Origin of the sequence: Mesorhizobium sp. M0862 (genome assembly GCF_040319795.1) — a bacterium.
Classification (GTDB): Bacteria; Pseudomonadota; Alphaproteobacteria; order Rhizobiales; family Rhizobiaceae; genus Mesorhizobium.
The window spans coordinates 180,376-196,191 of the sequence record NZ_JAMYOJ010000010.1 but is presented as its reverse complement, the minus strand read 5'-3'; the positions used below and the strand labels follow the sequence as shown (position 1 = coordinate 196,191).

The window sequence follows — 15,816 nt, the reverse complement described above, 5'->3', positions numbered from 1 at the left end:
AGTTTTTTCATAATTCTTTGTCTTTCGTTGCGCGCGGCCCAGGTACGGACCGCGCTGGGGGTCAGAGTTGAGCCAGGCCGCCGTCGACGGCGACTTCGCTGGCGGTCATGAAGCTGCTGTCCGGCGACGCGAGAAAGGCGGCCACGGCCCCGATCTCCGCCGGATTGGCCATGCGCTGGAGCGGAGTCATCGCGCCGTAGGCCTTCTGGCCTTCCTCGCCCAACGCCTCCTTCGCGAGTTCGGTCGCCGTCGCCCCGGGCGACAACACGTTTACCCGGATGCCGGTGCCCTTCAGGTCCTCCGCCCAGGTCCGCGCCAGGTTGCGCACTGCCGCCTTGCTCGCGCTATAGGCAGTGAACCCCGGAGCGCCCGTGGTGCCGGCGCTCGAGCCGGTCAGGATGATCGAACCGCCCTGGCTCATCAGCGGCAGCGCCTTCTGGACCGTGAAGATCGTACCCTTCACATTGGTGTCGAAGGTTTCGTCAATGTGCCTGGCGGTGATCTGCCCGAGCGGAAGCAGACTTCCCGCCCCGGCATTGGCGAAGACGATATCGAGGCTTCCGCGCTCGGCCTTCACCGCAGCGTAGAGTCGGTCGAGGTCGGCCTCATCCGAGACCGAGCCCTTAACCGCGCGGGCACTAGGCCCAAGGTCAGCCACGGCGGCGTTGAGCGCTTCCTGCCGGCGGCCGAAGATGAAGACGAAGGCGCCCTCCTCGATAAAGCGCTTGGCTGCGGCGCGACCGATGCCCGTAGCGCCGCCAGTTATCACAGCGGTCTTTCCATTCAGTCTGTTCATGTCATGCATCCTTCGTTTCGCCGTCTCGTATCTTTGGCTGTACGGGAAAGTCCCGCGAGAGCCTCAAGATGGGTTCGCCGAAGTCGGGCGGTGAGTGCGCAATCGCGCACATCGCTGGTGCGAAAACGATCCAGCTAGATGATTGAACGCCGCGGCGACCGCACGAACTACGGCTGATCGTGTTAGTATGGGCTTTGCAAGCCGCACTTCGCTGCGCAGGAATGCACCATGATCGACTGGGATGACGTTCGCTACTTTCTTGCCGCCGCGCGCGTAGGCTCGGTGCGTGCTGCCGCCGCACACCTCGGTGTGAACCACTCGACCGTGCTGCGGCGCATCGCTCAGCTCGAGGAACGCCTCGGGGCGCAGATGTTCGAAAAGCTGCCTTCCGGCTACCGCTTGACGGCTGCGGGCGAGGAGGTCCTCGATCTCGCGACCCAGATGGAAGCGTCGTCGCACCAACTGGAGACGCGAGTCTTCGGTCGTGACCAGAGCGCGCGCGGGCTTTTGCGGGTGACGCTTCCACCGTTCCTCGCCACACACCTGCTCATGCCGGATCTCGCCGACTTCGCGCGTTTGCATCGCGACATCGAGATGGAAATCTTGTCGTCCGGTGAGCTGGCAAATCTGACCAACCGAGAGGCCGACGTCGCGATCCGCATTGTCGCCGACCGCAAGACCCTGCCGCTCAATCTTCACGGCCTGAAGGGACCGGAGCTGTTCAGCGGCGTCTACATGTCTCGCGATCGACTAGCCGCGTGGCGTGCGGGCACGCCTGATCCCATCCGGTGGATAGGCATAGACAATCATGGAATTCCGGACTGGGCGCGCGAGGGAGAAGTTCACGTCACGGGAGTACCGTTCAGGACACCTGACGCCGAGACGCAGATCATCGCGGCGCACCAAGGGATTGGGATAACGAAACTGCCGTGCTTCGTCGGAGATGCCGACCCCCTGCTGGTGAGGGTGCCGGGGATCGACGTGCCCATGCATGGGACACTGTGGCTTCTCACGCAAGGCGAGACACGCAAGACGAAGCGGGTGCGGCTCTTCACCGAGTTCGTATCCCGCAGGCTCGCCGCGTACGCTCCGCTTCTCTCGGGGCTGTCCATATCGCGCGACTGACGCCCGCAGGTCGGCCGGCAACGCTTCCCGCAATCCGGGTGGAAGCCGAGCTGCGATCGCTTGAAGCGGCGTGTTCAATCCGCGAATCTAGTGGGAGTAGGGAAACGGCGGCAGTAGCGTAGAGGTACCAGCCTAAGCTCGACCTCCTCCGACACCATGATCACAACGATGCCACCGTCTTCAGCGCGCCATCGAGCATGTCGCCTTTCTCGTCTTTCAGCGCAGCTTCGCGCAACCGCCTGATCCAGTCGGCAGCGTCATCGCGGCCCTTGACCAGATCGAGCGCCGACAGCACGCGATCGAATTTGGACTGGGCGCGGAGGTGGGTGTCGCTGTAGCCCTTGATCAGCCGGCGGCAGTTCAGGATTTCGACGGCGAGCGCGTAGTCCTGAGGCGCGTGGCTGAGCGCCAGCGCATACCAGCGCTCCAGATGCGCCGTCTCGACCTTGTGGCGCAACAGGCGCCGCCGCCAGCGGCGCAGGCCTCCGATGAACCAGAGGACCGCAAAGCCGGCAAAGCTGTCGGTGCGAATGCGCCGGCCATGGTTGATGCGACGATCAAGGAAAGCAGCGAGTTTCGGCCGGTTCTCAATGTAGCTGCCCAACCCCGCCGGCAAAGTGCCGCAGAACTCCTCGATGCGCGGATGGAAATACTCGGTTACCTGCAGGATCGAGCCGTTCTTGACGCCGACCTCGCGGCGCACGCGCTGGTCGCGGGTCGAGCGAGTCTTGAGATCGGCGACGCGGATCATGTCGTCATAGCACAGCGCGTTGGCCAGATGCTTGGCGGCGGCGATGGACAATGCATGGGCGTGGCCGGGATCATCAAGCGCAACGGCCTTGTCCAACCGGTCGAGATACTCGCCGCCATAGGAGATGTCCTGATAGTCGACGACCTTTCTCAGCGCCCGGAGCGCCATGTCGCGCACCGCCGCGGGCATCAGGTCGATGCGGGCAGCCAGTGCCTGCCAACCCTGCAGCAGGTTCTGCGGACCGCTCACGCGCCCTGCACCCGGAGCGGGGTCGACCGTGGCCGGTTCTGCCGGCTCTGGCGCGGGGACGGTCGTACCGCGCGCGCGGTCGTAGGCAACGGCGAAGGCAGCGAGGCTGGCTTTCGCGCCCCGGCCGCCGGCGCCGATCGCTTGCTCATAGCTTTCACGCCTGAACGGCAATGCGTCGGAGCCTGCCAGCGCGCCAAGGAGGCTGGCGGAAATCATCGAGCCATTATCGGCGGCGATCTTTTCCATGTCGAAGGCGATGAAGCGTTTCGATGCAGCTTCCGCCGTCGCGTGTACCTTCGAAGACGAGGCCCGGCCGTCACCCGGCTCGATCTTTTCCGACACCGCGGCAATGCGATGCGAAGAAGCAATGAGCGTGGTGCGATCGGGCGTGACGAAGCCCCTGATGATGGCGCGGCCGGCTTCCATCAGCTCGGCGGCGATCAGTATGTCGACGTCGCCCTGCGAAGGCGACAGGGCAAAGACCGGCAGCCGGCCGGTGTCGCGGGCCATCTCGACGTAATAGATCGTAGCGCCGGTGCGCTGGGCGACGCCGGCGACGGAGGTCGATTGCGCGACGTAACCATTGCGCTCGGCGACATCGGTGATCCAGTCGGCGAGCACACCGCCGCCCTGGCCACCGACCGCGAGCAAAGCGAGTTTGATCACCGGCTCGGTATCGGCGGCACCGGATTTCGGACGCAAGGGCGAAGCCTGGTCAAGCATCGGCGAACGTCAACCTGCGGCTCTCGCGGCGGCGCTGCATCAGGCCGATCACGGCGCGGCGAGCGCTTTCCAGGAAACGGTCCCAGCGGCCCGGATTGTGCACGACATCGGCGCGGTAGAAGGATGGGCACAGCACGGCGGCGTCCGCCACCTCGCCGCAATTGCCGCAGCCGACGCAGCTCTGGTCGATCGATGCCACCGGATCGTCACGCAACGGATCGTCGAGCGATTTCACCGACAGCGACGGGCAGCCGGACAGCCGCATGCAGGCGTGGTCGCCGGTGCAGATGTCCTCGTCGACCCCGAATTTCGGCTTGACGACACGGGTCCCTCCCTTGATCGCCTTGTCGACCAGCGGCTTTTCGCGACGCTGGCGGTTGAGCATGCATTCGGAAGAGGCGACGATGACCTTTGGTCCCTTTTCCTCCGTCGTCAGCGCCTCGCGCAGCGTGTCCTGCATCTTGCCGACATCGTAGGTGCGGTCGATGTGGCGCAGCCATTTGACGCCCATGCCCTTCACCGCTTCGGTGATCGGATGCTTGGTCGACTTGGTCTTGTTGCCCGCACGCGACGACAGGATGTCCTGCCCACCGGTGGCGGCGGAGTAAAAATTGTCGACGATGACGATGACGCCGTCGTTCTTGTTGAAGACCGCGTTGCCGATCGAGGAGGTCAGGCCATTGTGCCAGAAGCCGCCATCGCCGACGAAAGAGATCGACCGCCGTTTGGCGTCGGGCGAATTGAACGCCGATGCCGATGCCGGCCCCAGCCCGTAGCCCATGGTGGTGGCGCCGAGCTCGAAAGGCGGCATGATCGAGAACAAATGGCAGCCGATGTCGGATGCGATGTGATGGTTCCCGAGTTCCTGCTCGACCAGCTTTGTCGCGGCAAAGATCGGCCGCTCCGGGCAACCGATGCAGAAGCCCGGCGGACGGCCCGGCACGACGTTGATCAGGTCGGCGGCGTCGACGCCATCGCCGACCTTGTTGGGCGCGCGCACCTCGCCCGGCAAGAGATGCGGGGATTCGGCGCGCAGGAAGGCGCCAATGCCGTCGAGCATGACCTGGCCGGTATATTCGCCGGCCATCGGCAGATATTCCTTGCCGACCAGCCTGGTGCCGCGCCCGGCCTTGTGCAGCATGGCGGCAAAGGCTTGCTCGATGTAGTTGGGCTGGCCCTCCTCGACCACGAGCACCGCCTGCTTGCCTTCGCAGAAGGTGAGGAACTCGTCGTCGATCAGGGGATAGACGGCATTGAGCACGTAGAGCGGCACATCGGTCTCGCCATAGGTGTCAGCGAGGCCGAGACGCTGCAGCGCGCGGATGACCGAATTGTACATGCCGCCCTGCATGACGATGCCGACCGAGCCGTGGTCCGAGCCGAAGAATTCGTTGATCTTGTTCTTGGCGATGAACTCCACCGCCGCCGGCCAGCGCTTCTGCACCTTCTCCTTCTCGTGCAGGAAGGAGGCGGGCGGCAACACGATGCGGCCGGTGTCGCGGCGCGGCGCGTCGAGCGCATCGGCCACCGTCATCGGCGGGCGCTTGTTGTCCTTGGCGATGAAATGGCCATGCACATGGCAGCAGCGGATGCGCACCTGCAGCATCACCGGCGTGTTGGATGCCTCGGACAGCTCGAAACCATCCTCCACCGCCTTGACGATCGACGGCAAATTGGGGCGCGGGTCGAGTAGCCAGACCTGGCTCTTCATGGCGAAGGCATGGCTGCGCTCCTGCATGATCGAGGAGCCTTCGCCATAGTCTTCGCCGACGATGATCAGCGCGCCGCCGGTGACGCCGCCGGAGGCGAGGTTGGCCAGTGCGTCGGACGCGACATTGGTGCCGACGGTCGACTTGAAGGTCGCCGCACCGCGAATGGGGTAATGCACCGAGGCCGCCAGCATGGCGGTGGCGGTGGCTTCCGAGGCGCTCGCCTCGAAATGCACCCCGAGTTCGCCCAGAATCTCCTGTGCGTCGGCCAGCACGTCCATCAGATGGCTGATCGGCGCGCCCTGGTATCCGCCGACATAGCCGACGCCGCATTGCAGCAGCGCCTTGGTGATGGCGAGAATGCCTTCGCCCGCAAATTCCTCGCCGGCGCCGAGCCTGAGTTTTTCGACTTCCTTGGCAAAAGAGCGTTCGGCCATTTTTCCAACCTTCCGTTGCCGGCGGTGCGGCCGGCGCCTAACGTCTAGATGTCGTGCTTGCGAATGTTCTTCAGCATCTTCTGCAATGTGGCGATCAGCGCCGCGTATTCGGCGTCGTCGACATCGTCGAACATCGCCTCGAACGCGTCATGCATTGCCGGCCAGGCGCGCGCGAACTCGGCGCGGCCGTCATCGGTCAGGAAGACATGGCGGATGCGGCTGTCTGTGACGCCTTGCTCGCGCCGCACGAAGCCTTGCCCTTCCAGCGTGTCGAGCGTGCGGCTCAAGGTCGACTGCTCGATGACGGTGTAGACCGAGAGGTCGTTGACGGTGACACCGTCGGTGACCGACAGCACGGCGAGCGTGCGGACCTGCGGAATGGTCAGGCCCTGCTTGCGGAAATCGTCGCGCAAGGTGGCGTTGTAGCGCCCCATGATGCGGTTCATCAGATAGGGCGCGAATTGCTGCAGGCCGATCTGGCCAAGCGTCGAAATGCGCTGGCGTTTTTCTGCGACCTTCTGCTCCATCACAGCCTGCCCGCCAGAAGAAAGCCGGAGCCGCCGCCGAGCCCTGCACCCGGATGGGTGGAGGCGCCGATGTGATAGAGGTTTTTGATGCCGGTCTGATGGTTGCGGCTGGTCTTGAACGGCCGCCACAGGAACGACTGGTCGATGGTGGACGACCCGCCATACGGGTCGCCGCCGACCAGATTGATGTTCATCGCTTCGAGATCGGCCGGTGAATAGGCGCGGCGCGCAATCACGCTGCCCTTGAAGCCATCGATGTGGCTGGCGAGAATGGTTTCGACGCGGTCGGCGTAGGCTTCACGCAGCGCCTCGGTCCATTGTCCGTCAGCCGGTGCATGCAGCGTGCCTGCGGCGTCGCCCTTGATGTGCCTGGGCGCCTCGGGCAGTTGCAGCCACAGGATCGCCTTGCCCTCCGGGCAGCGCGACGGATCGAGCGCATGCGGCTGGCCGACGCAGATGGTCGGCACTTCGGGCAGCATGCCGCGCGCCGCCTCGTTGCAGGCTTTCGAGACGCCATCGAGCCCCGGCGTCAGGTGCAACAATGCCACCTGGTCCAGGCCAGCACCGCGCCATGCCGGCGGCTTGTTCAGCGCATAGTGAATCTGGAAATTGCCTTTGCCGTAGCGATATTTCTGTGTCGCTTCGACATCGGCCTTGGGAGCCTCGCTGCCGAGCAACCGGTGGTAAAGCTGCGTCGGCGTGACCGAACAGATGACGCTCTTGTTTGCTGTAATCGTTTCGCCCGAGGCGAGCCGTACGCCGGTCGCGCGGCCACCGCTCTGGACGATCGAGGCGACATCGGCGGCGGTACGGATGTCGCCACCACGTTCCCTTATCAGAGCTTCGAAGGCGGTGAGCAGGGTCTTCGCTCCACCCTTGACGATCGGCGCCCCGGCCGCTTCCAGCGCGAAGGCAATGACCTTGGCGATCTGCCCTGAGAAGGCGTCTTCCGGTCCGAGCCCGGCGTGCAGCACCCAGGGCGCCCACAGCGCGCGGATTGTCTCGGACCGATAGGTGCTTTCCAGCCAGCTGCGCGCCGGCACCAGTGCTTCGCCGAGAAAGGCGGCAAGGCCGCGTGGGCTGCGCCGCCAGGCATCGCCGGCCAGCAGTTTCGCCGTCGGATAGGACCACAGGCTGCCGCCGAGCAGGCCGAACAACAGGCCGGCATTGCGCTCGATGCCGCTGACATCGTCCGCATGCCGGTCGCCATCGTCGGCGGCAATCGCATTGATTGCCGCGACATTGGCGGCGCGGTTGGTGGTGAGCACTGCATGACTGCCGTCCGGCCGCAGCACGCCAGTTGGCGTGCCGGTGTGGCAGAATTCCAGCCCGTGCCTGGCGAGATCGCCGCCCAACGCCGCAAAAGCCGGCGAGGTGATGAACAGCACGAAGGTGGTTGCCATCACGTCATGGATAAAGCCGGGAGCGGTGATCTCCTCGGTACGCACGCAGCCGCCGATGCGGTCATTGCGCTCGAGGACGAGCACACGCGCCCCTTTGCCGCCGAGCATCGCCGCGCAGACCAGCGCGTTGATGCCGCTGCCAACGATGATGTGATCCGGCTGGCTCACCTTGGCGTGCTTTCACCTAGCCGTTGGATACAAGCGCCAGCGCGCGGATAGGGCTGCCGGTGCCATGCTCGATCTTGAGCGGTGCGGCGATCAGGATGGCGCCCTTTGGAGGCAACTGGTCGAGGTTGCAGAGGCTGGCGAGGCCATAGCGGTTCGCCTTGTGCATCAGCGTGTGGGCTGGAAATGGCGGCTCCATCCCGCCTGCCTTGCCGGCATCGGTGCCGATCGTCTCTGAGCCCCAGCCCTTGATATCCTTGCTGATCAGGAACTGGATGGCTTCGGCTGTCGGACCTGGCGTATGTGGGCCGGTTTCGTTGGCGTTGAGGAATTCGGCTTCCGAGCCATTGCGCTTATACCAGTCGGTGCGCATCACCACCCACTCCCCGGCGTTGATGGCGCCATGCTTGGCTTCCCACGCCTTGATGTGGTCGACGGTGAGCAGGAAGTCGTGGTCAGCGGCGGCTTCCTTCGAGCAGTCGATGACATTGACCGGACCAATGAAATTCTGCGCCGGAATGGTGTCGGTGGCGCCGTCCGGATAGTCCTTGCCGCTGATCCAATGCTGCGGCGCATCGAAATGCGTGCCCGAATGCTCCCCAAGCTTCAGCCAGTTCCATGCCCACCACGGGCCGTTCTTGTCATAACGGGAGATGTTATGGATCTCGACCTTTGGCGTGTCGACGGCAAGCTCCGGCGGCAGCTTGATAAGAGGCGTGTCGGGTCCGAGTTGCGCAGAGAGGTCGACCACCCTGATGGCGCCTGAAAGCAGCTGGCCGGCGACTTCGCCGAGGAGTTTTTGCGTGTCCATGGTCTGAAGTTCCCTCTTTCTGGTGAAGATCAAGGCTCGTCTCGGCCCTTAATATCCTACTAGACGAAAACATATGCATCTGCAATTATCTTTAAGCATAAAGGAAATGGGAACGGGGCGTGAGCGAGTTCGACGCCATCTTTGTCGGGGCGGGCCACAACAGTCTGGCATGCGCCGCGCATCTGGCGCTGAAAGGCTGGAAAACCGGGATTTTCGAGCGCAGCGCAGCAATCGGCGGTGCCGTCCAGACCCACGAATACACCCTCCCAGGGTTCCGGCACGATTTCGGTGCAATGAATCTGAGCCTGTTTGCCGGCTCCGCCTTCCACCGGAAATATGCAAATGAATTGAAAGCGCAGGGTCTTGAGTTCGCGCCGGTCGCCGACTGTTTCGCCAGCGCCTTTCCGGACGGACGCTGGTTCGGCGTCAGCAATGACTTGGAAAGGACTGCCACGCGGCTGGCCGCGTTCTCCGCCGCCGATGCCGCGACGTGGCGCAAGCTCGTTGCCGCCTTTCCTGCTGAGGCCGAGCATCTGTTCCGGCTGCTGGGATCGCCGATGAGTGCCCGCGCGCTTGCCGGCACCGCCTGGAACCTGTGGCGCAAGAAGGGCATGTCAGGCGCGCTCGATACCGGCCGGCTTTTGCTGTCGTCACCTCGCGCCTGGCTGGAGGAGACCTTCGAGTCGCCTTATGTGCGGGCAACGCTTGCCACCTGGGGCATGCATCTCGATTTCGCACCCGACATCGCCGGCGGCGCCGTGTTCCCCTATCTGGAATCGATCGCCAACCAGAGCTTTGGCATGGTGCTAGGCAAGGGCGGCGCCGACACGATCATCCGGGCGCTGGCAGGTATGGTCACCTCGGCGGGCGGCACGATCGTCACCGGGGCGGAAGTTGCCGAGATCACCGTTGCCGGCGGCAAGGCATCGGGCGTGCGACTCGCTTCAGGTGAGACACATACGGCCACCAAGGCAGTGATTGCCGGCGTCGCGCCCAGGGCGCTGACCGGCAAGTTGCTGCCCAACGGTTCCGGCGACGCCGGCTTCGACACGGCGATGCAGAAATTCAGGCACGCGCCGGGCACGATGATGATCCATCTGGCGCTCGACGACCTGCCCGATTGGCGCGCCGGCGCGGAGCTTCGGCAGTTCGCCTATGTGCATCTGTCGCCCTCGCTCGACGCGATGTCGCGCACCTATCAGCAGGCGATGGCGGGCATGCTGCCGGACGAACCGGTGCTGGTCGTCGGCCAGCCGACAGCGGTCGATCCGTCACGCGCGCCGCAGGGCAAGCATGTGCTGTGGGTGCAGGTGCGCATGCTGCCCGCCGAAATCCTGGGCGATGCGGCCGGCAAGATCGCGCCCGCGCATTGGGATCAGGTCAAGGACGTCTATGCCGAACGCGTGCTCGACACCATCGAGATCTACGCACCCGGACTGCACGCGAAAATCCTCGGCCGTGCAGTGTTCTCGCCAATCGACCTCGAGCGTGAGAACCCCAATCTCGTCGGTGGCGACCAGGTCTGCGGCAGCCATCATCTGGCGCAGAACTTCTTGTTTCGCCCGGCGCGCGGTTATGCCGGCTGGAACACGCCGGTCGGCAATCTGCATCTCATAGGCGCCGCGACATGGCCCGGCGCCGGCACCGGCGCGGCCTCCGGCTTCATGCTCGCGCAACAGCTTGGCGGGAGGTAGCTCGCAAGATTTCATGAAGGCGACGAGAGGCAAGGCGCTGCTGCCCACGAAGCCCGGATCGATAAACTGATAGTGCCGCGCAAAGACAACAAAACCAACAAGGGGAACGACCATGACAATCAACAGACGAGAATTGCTGGGATACAGTGCCGCGGCACTTGGGGTGGCGGCGATCGGCCTGCCTGAGATCGCCAAGGCGGCAGCGGGCGAGCTGACCATCGCCTATAACGTCAACCTGCCGTCCTGGGATCCGACCACCGGACCCTCGGCCGTCAACCCGACGATCCAGGGCCTCTACCAGTCGGTGTTCGACCAGTTCATTCCGCAAAAGCCGGACCTGTCCTTTGCGCCTGGCCTGCTCACCGAATGGGGCTGGAACGAGGATCGCACCAAGGTGACGATGACGGTGCGCGAAGGCGTGACCTGGCATGACGGCTCGCCCTTCACGCCCGAGGACGTGGTCTGGTCGCTGCAGCGGGCGGGCGACGAAAAGACCGGCAATCCGATCCAGTTCGTCTGGAAGAACGTCAACAATTTCAAGATCGACGGCAACAAGATCACCGGCGACGTCGTGCAGTTCGATCCGGTCTACTTTAAATGGATGTCGTTCCTGACCGGCTACATCCTGCCGAAGGCCTATTACGAGAAGGTCGGCGCCGAAGGTTTCGAGAAGGCGCCGATCGGCACCGGCCCTTACATGGTGGAAAAATTCGAGCGAAATGCTTTCCTCCGACTGAAGGCCAACCCGCACTATTGGGGCGACAAGCCGGCCTTCGAGAATGTGACGATCAAGTTCGTCACTGATGCGGCGAGCCGCGTTGCCGAAATCGAATCCGGTTCCTCGCAGGTGACGCTGGAGGTCCCCTATGAAGAGTATGACCGGCTGATCGCCAAGGACGGGCTTGCCGGCTCGTGCAAGCCCGTTTCCGACATCGGCATGATCTTCTTCAACGACATCGAAGCGATGCTGGACAAGAACGTCCGCCAGGCCGCCGTCATGGCTGTGGACAAGGAGCTTCTGGTCAAGCGGCTGCTGCGCGGCTATGGCCAACCGATCGCTACGCTGGAGACCCCGGAGTACACGGCCTTCGACGCCTCGATCAAGGTCGAGCACAATCCGGAAAAGGCCAAGGAGCTGCTCGCGGCTTCCGGCTATTCGCCGGAAAAACCGGTCAAGTTCACCATCCAGACGACCAAGGGCTTCAAGCCCAAGGATTATGAGATGATCCAGGCAATCGTCGGCATGTGGCGTAAGGTCGGCATCGAGGCGACGATCGAGGTCTACGAGATCGCCAAGCACTATGAACTGCGCGCCGCCGACAAGCTGGCGCCGGCCGCCTTCTACAATTGGGGCAACGCCATCGGCGACCCGACGACGTCGACGGGTTTTGCCATGTATGGGCCGAGCCCGCACTCGGTGTGGGACAGCCAGGATCTGATCGACATGATCAATCCGCTCTGGGGCGAGAAGGACGAGGCCAAGCGCATCGCCGGCTGGAAGGCTGTCGACAAGTATATCGCCGAGCAGGCCTATGTGCTGCCGCTGATTCAGTATGCGCAACCTATCGTGCATGCCAAGGGCGTCAACGTGGTGCAGCATGTGTCCGGCGCGCTGCTGCCGGCGCTGATGACCCCGGCCTGATATCGGCTTGTGGGCGCCACCCTTCGCTGAGCGGCCCCCTCATCCGGCCCTTCGGGCCACCTTCTCCCCGCTGGGGAGAAGAGACCAGCTCAGCTGTCCGTGACCTCTTCTCCCCTCGGGGAGAAGGTGGCCGCGAAGCGGACGAATGAGGGGGCTCTTCGTTAGAAACGCACTGGGCCAACACCAGAATGCTCCTGCAACGATTCCTGATCCGTCTGCTGACGATGCTGATCACGCTGTTCGGCGTGGCTGTCGTCGTCTTCGTCGTGATCCGCGTCGCGCCTGGTGACCCGATCGCCATGATGCTGCCCCCCGGTGCGACAGATGCCGACATCGACCGGCTGCGTGCACTCTACGGGCTCGACAAGACCATCGTGCAGCAATTCTTCATCTGGCTGTCCGGCGTCGTCAGGGGCGATTTCGGCACCTCGATTTCGCTCAGGCAAGATGTGCTCAGCCTCGTCTTCAACCGCTTGCCGGCAACGCTGGAACTCGCCATCGTCGCGCTGATCATGGCGGTTGGGCTCGGCGGCACGACGGCGATCCTCGGCGCCCGCGAACGTGGCACGGCGGTCGAAGCCGGCATCGATATCGCCAGCGGTGCCGCCCTTTCCATTCCCGATTTCCTGTGGGGCCTCGTGCTGATCCTTTTGTTTGGCGTGCTGGTGCCGATCTTCGACATTTCCGGCCGCGTGTCGCCGCAGCTCGACCTGCCCTTCGTCACCCAGTTCTATTTCTTCGAGAGCTTGCTTCGGCTGCGCCTCGACCTGACCTGGGATCTCCTGAAGCACATGCTGATGCCGGCTGTGGCGCTGGCGCTGCCGCTGGCCGCAATCATCGCGCAGTTGCTGAAACAGTCGCTGAAGGAAGTGCTGGACCTCGACTATGTCGTGCTGGCGCGGGTGAAGGGGTTTTCGGAAACGCAGGTTATCTTACGCGAGGCGCTGAAGAACGCTGCCTTGCCGACACTGACTCTCGTCGGCGTCCAGTTCACCTTCCTCATCGGCGGCACGGTCATCGTCGAGCGGCTGTTTTCCTACGAAGGGCTCGGTAACATGGCGATCGATGCCGTCATCAACCGCGACCTGCCGCTGATCCAAGGCATCGTGCTGGTGTTCGCGCTGCTGTTCGTGCTGATCAATCTTGGCGTCGACATGATGTACGCGCTGCTCAATCCGAGGCTGCGCCATGGATGAGGCACGCATCGCCTGGCGCGGACTGGGCCCGAGGCTGTGGCTGGCCGGCGGCTGGCTGCTGCTGGCGCTGCTGGCCGCGATCTTCGCGCCGCTGGTCGCACCGCAGGACCCGCTGGCGCAAGACCTGATGCTGGAACGGCTGCCGCCATTCTGGATGAGTGGTGCGGAATCCGGCTATTGGCTGGGCACCGACAGCCTCGGCCGCGATCTCCTCTCCCGGCTGATCTTCGGCGGCCGTATCGCCTTCATCGTCGCTTTCGCGGCGGCGATCGCCGCCTGCCTTGTCGGCTCGACGCTCGGACTGGTCGCCGGCTATTTCGGCGGCTGGGCCGACCGCATCATTTCACGCATCGTCGACGTCTGGATGGCATTCCCGCCGGTGCTGTTCGCCATCCTGCTGGTCGCGGTGCTCGGCACCGGCCTCAGTTCCGTCATCCTCGCCATCGCCATCATCGACTGGACGCGCTTTTGCCGGGTGATCCGCGCCGAAGCGATGGGCCAGTCGCGCATGGACTACGTCGAGAACGCCCGCATCGCCGGCTATGGCCGCATCGGCATCATGCTGCGCGAGGTGCTGCCCAATGTACTGCCCTCGATCGTGGCGCTGCTGTCGCTGGAAATGGGCATCGCCGTCATCGTCGAGGCCATCCTGTCCTTCGTCAATCTGTCGATCTCGACCGACGATCCCACCTGGGGCGGCATCATCGCCGAGGGCCGGCTGTCGATACATCAAGCCTGGTGGGTGCTGGTGTTTCCGCTTGTCACGCTGATCCTCACCGTGCTGTCCTTCAGCCAGTTCGGCGAGGCGCTGAAGACACGCTTCGATCCGGTGCTGCGATGAGCGCTTGCCTGGATATTGCCAATCTGAGCGCCGTGCTGCCGAACGGCCAGCGCGTGCTGCGCTCGGTGTCGCTTTCCGTGCAGCGGGGTGAGGTGCGTGCTCTTGTCGGCGAGAGCGGCGCCGGCAAGACGATGATCGGCAAGGCGGTGCTCGGTGTGCTGCCGTCAAGCGTGCGCATCGTCGAAGGCGCCATGCAGCTCGAAGGCGAAGACCTCGGCAGGCTGCAGCCCAAGGCAAGGCGCACGCTGATCGGCGCCCGCACGGCGCTGATCCCGCAAGATCCGTTGACTGCGCTCAACCCGTCGCGCCGCATCGGTCCGCAGATGACTGACCGGCTGGTGCGCATTCTCGGCTGGAACGGTGACAAGGCGGACAAGCGTATCCGGCAATTGTTGGATGAGGTGCAGATCCGCGATCCCGACCGGGTGCTGAAATGCTATCCGCACGAGCTGTCCGGCGGCATGCGCCAGCGCGTGCTGATCGCCGCCGCCTTCGCCGCCGAGCCACGGCTGATCGTGGCCGACGAGCCGACAACCGCGCTCGACGTTACCGTGCAAAAGCAGATCCTGCGACTGATCGCCGAGCTGCAGCGCGAGCATGGCACCGCGATCCTGTTCGTCACCCACGATCTCGGCGTCGTTGCAAAGATCAGCCAGCAAGTGTCTGTGCTCTACGCCGGCAAGGTGGTGGAAGAGGCTGACACAGCCGCTCTCTTCGCCGCGCCTGAGCATCCCTATACGCGGGCATTGATGGCCGCTACGCCGCGCTATACGGATCCCTTTGCCTCGCTGAAGCCGGTGGACGAGACCGTGCTGGCCGGGCTTGCCGCCGAGATCGGCGCGGCAGACCAGGCGTGGAGGCGGCCGCATGGTTGAGCCGCTGTTTTCCGTGCGCGGGCTGAAGGTGGCGCTGCCCGACATGACCCGCAAGCCGCTGATCGGGCGCGCGCCGCTGGCCGAGATTTTGAGAGGCCTGGATTTCGATTTGCCGAGGGGCTTGGTGACCGGCATCGTCGGTGAATCCGGGTCCGGAAAATCGACGCTCGGCCGCACGCTTGTCAGACTTCTGGAGCCGAGCGTCGGCAGCATCCATTTCGAGGGCCGCGATATCGCCCACCTGCCGGATGCAGAGCTGCGACCTCTGCGCCGCGACCTGCAGATGATCTTCCAGGACCCGATGTCGTCGCTCAACCCGCGTCGCACCATCGCCGGCATCATTGCCGCGCCGCTCAAGCAGAATGGGCTTGGCGACAGGCTCAAGGAACGCGTCGCCGAGGCATTGCATCGCGTCGGCCTGCCGCAAAGCTTCGCTAGTCGCTATCGTCATGAACTGTCGGGCGGCCAGCGCCAGCGCGTCGGAATTGCGCGCGCGTTGGCGCTGTCGCCGAAATTCGTGCTGGCCGACGAGATCGTCTCCGGCCTCGACGTATCGACGCAGGCGCAGATCCTCACCCTTTTGGAGAGACTGGCGGCGGAGATGGGGCTGACCGTCGCCTTCATCAGCCACGACCTGTCGGTCATCCGGCGGCTGTGCCAACAAGTGATCGTGATGCGCGAGGGCAGGATCGTCGAGGCGAGCGCCACCGATGCGCTGTTCGACAATCCCAAGGAGACCTACACGCGCGACCTGCTTGCCGCCATCCCACTGCCTGAGATCGACGCGGACTGGTTGCGGCCAGCAACGAAAGCGCCGGCATAGGACTGTTCACCCCCCACGCCGAACAGCGGGCTTCGGACGTGCATGAGGG

13 protein-coding genes and 1 pseudogene are annotated in these 15,816 nt (G+C 64.2%); 8 read left to right on the top strand and 6 right to left on the bottom strand.

The genetic code is table 11. The features are described 5' to 3' along the window. Positions 1–61 precede the first annotated feature (61 nt). The gene (locus NKI15_RS17400) at positions 62–796 is read right to left on the bottom strand and encodes an SDR family NAD(P)-dependent oxidoreductase (protein ID WP_023751778.1); all 735 of its coding nucleotides are present in this window, start codon (positions 794–796) and stop codon (positions 62–64) included. Positions 797–1,024: 228 nt separating this feature from the next. On the opposite strand from NKI15_RS17400, the gene NKI15_RS17395 reads away from it, so the two are divergent. Beyond that, positions 1,025–1,921, top strand: coding sequence for a LysR family transcriptional regulator (locus NKI15_RS17395; RefSeq protein ID WP_023667788.1), 897 nt, complete (start codon positions 1,025–1,027; stop codon positions 1,919–1,921). Positions 1,922–2,081: 160 nt separating this feature from the next. On the opposite strand, the gene NKI15_RS17390 is transcribed toward NKI15_RS17395, so the two are convergent. Genes NKI15_RS17390 through NKI15_RS17370 form a run of 5 tightly spaced genes read right to left on the bottom strand, consistent with a single transcriptional unit; the run spans position 2,082 to position 8,696 of the window. Then, a complete protein-coding gene (locus NKI15_RS17390; RefSeq protein WP_023704701.1) occupies positions 2,082–3,644 on the bottom strand; it encodes an indolepyruvate oxidoreductase subunit beta family protein in 1,563 nt (520 codons plus the stop codon). Beyond that, on the bottom strand, positions 3,637–5,790 hold the full coding sequence (locus NKI15_RS17385) for a thiamine pyrophosphate-dependent enzyme (RefSeq protein WP_023704702.1): 2,154 nt from the start codon (positions 5,788–5,790) through the stop codon (positions 3,637–3,639). The genes NKI15_RS17390 and NKI15_RS17385 overlap by 8 nt, the downstream gene beginning before the upstream one ends. A gap of 44 nt (positions 5,791–5,834) precedes the next feature. Then, a complete protein-coding gene (locus NKI15_RS17380; protein ID WP_023667791.1) occupies positions 5,835–6,317 on the bottom strand; it encodes a MarR family winged helix-turn-helix transcriptional regulator in 483 nt (160 codons plus the stop codon). After that, complete coding sequence (locus tag NKI15_RS17375) at positions 6,317–7,888, bottom strand: phytoene desaturase family protein (RefSeq protein WP_023704704.1); 1,572 nt, start codon at positions 7,886–7,888, stop codon at positions 6,317–6,319. Before NKI15_RS17375 ends, NKI15_RS17380 begins: the two co-directional genes overlap by 1 nt. Before the next feature lie 16 nt (positions 7,889–7,904). Further along, the gene (locus tag NKI15_RS17370; RefSeq protein WP_023708108.1) at positions 7,905–8,696 is read right to left on the bottom strand and encodes a cyclase family protein; all 792 of its coding nucleotides are present in this window, start codon (positions 8,694–8,696) and stop codon (positions 7,905–7,907) included. Positions 8,697–8,815: 119 nt separating this feature from the next. Here NKI15_RS17370 and NKI15_RS17365 point away from each other — a divergent pair, with 119 nt between their 5' ends. The 7 genes and pseudogenes from NKI15_RS17365 (at position 8,816) to NKI15_RS17340 (ending at position 15,767) form a co-directional block, all read left to right on the top strand. Next, the gene (locus NKI15_RS17365) at positions 8,816–10,390 is read left to right on the top strand and encodes a phytoene desaturase family protein (RefSeq protein WP_023704706.1); all 1,575 of its coding nucleotides are present in this window, start codon (positions 8,816–8,818) and stop codon (positions 10,388–10,390) included. 112 nt (positions 10,391–10,502) lie between these two features. Continuing rightward, the gene (locus tag NKI15_RS17360; RefSeq protein WP_023686913.1) at positions 10,503–12,032 is read left to right on the top strand and encodes an ABC transporter substrate-binding protein; all 1,530 of its coding nucleotides are present in this window, start codon (positions 10,503–10,505) and stop codon (positions 12,030–12,032) included. Between the two features lie 33 nt (positions 12,033–12,065). Then, positions 12,066–12,178 (top strand): annotated as a pseudogene (locus NKI15_RS31980) (endonuclease domain-containing protein); the annotation flags it as partial. Positions 12,179–12,220: 42 nt separating this feature from the next. Beyond that, on the top strand, positions 12,221–13,228 hold the full coding sequence (locus NKI15_RS17355; protein WP_023699867.1) for an ABC transporter permease: 1,008 nt from the start codon (positions 12,221–12,223) through the stop codon (positions 13,226–13,228). Continuing rightward, complete coding sequence (locus NKI15_RS17350; RefSeq protein ID WP_023704707.1) at positions 13,221–14,069, top strand: ABC transporter permease; 849 nt, start codon at positions 13,221–13,223, stop codon at positions 14,067–14,069. The genes NKI15_RS17355 and NKI15_RS17350 overlap by 8 nt, the downstream gene beginning before the upstream one ends. Further along, positions 14,066–14,944, top strand: coding sequence for an ABC transporter ATP-binding protein (locus NKI15_RS17345; protein ID WP_023704708.1), 879 nt, complete (start codon positions 14,066–14,068; stop codon positions 14,942–14,944). Before NKI15_RS17350 ends, NKI15_RS17345 begins: the two co-directional genes overlap by 4 nt. Further along, positions 14,937–15,767 (top strand): ATP-binding cassette domain-containing protein, encoded by an 831-nt coding sequence (locus NKI15_RS17340; RefSeq protein ID WP_023704709.1) that lies wholly within the window; start codon positions 14,937–14,939, stop codon positions 15,765–15,767. Before NKI15_RS17345 ends, NKI15_RS17340 begins: the two co-directional genes overlap by 8 nt. The last annotated feature ends 49 nt before the right edge of the window (positions 15,768–15,816 follow it).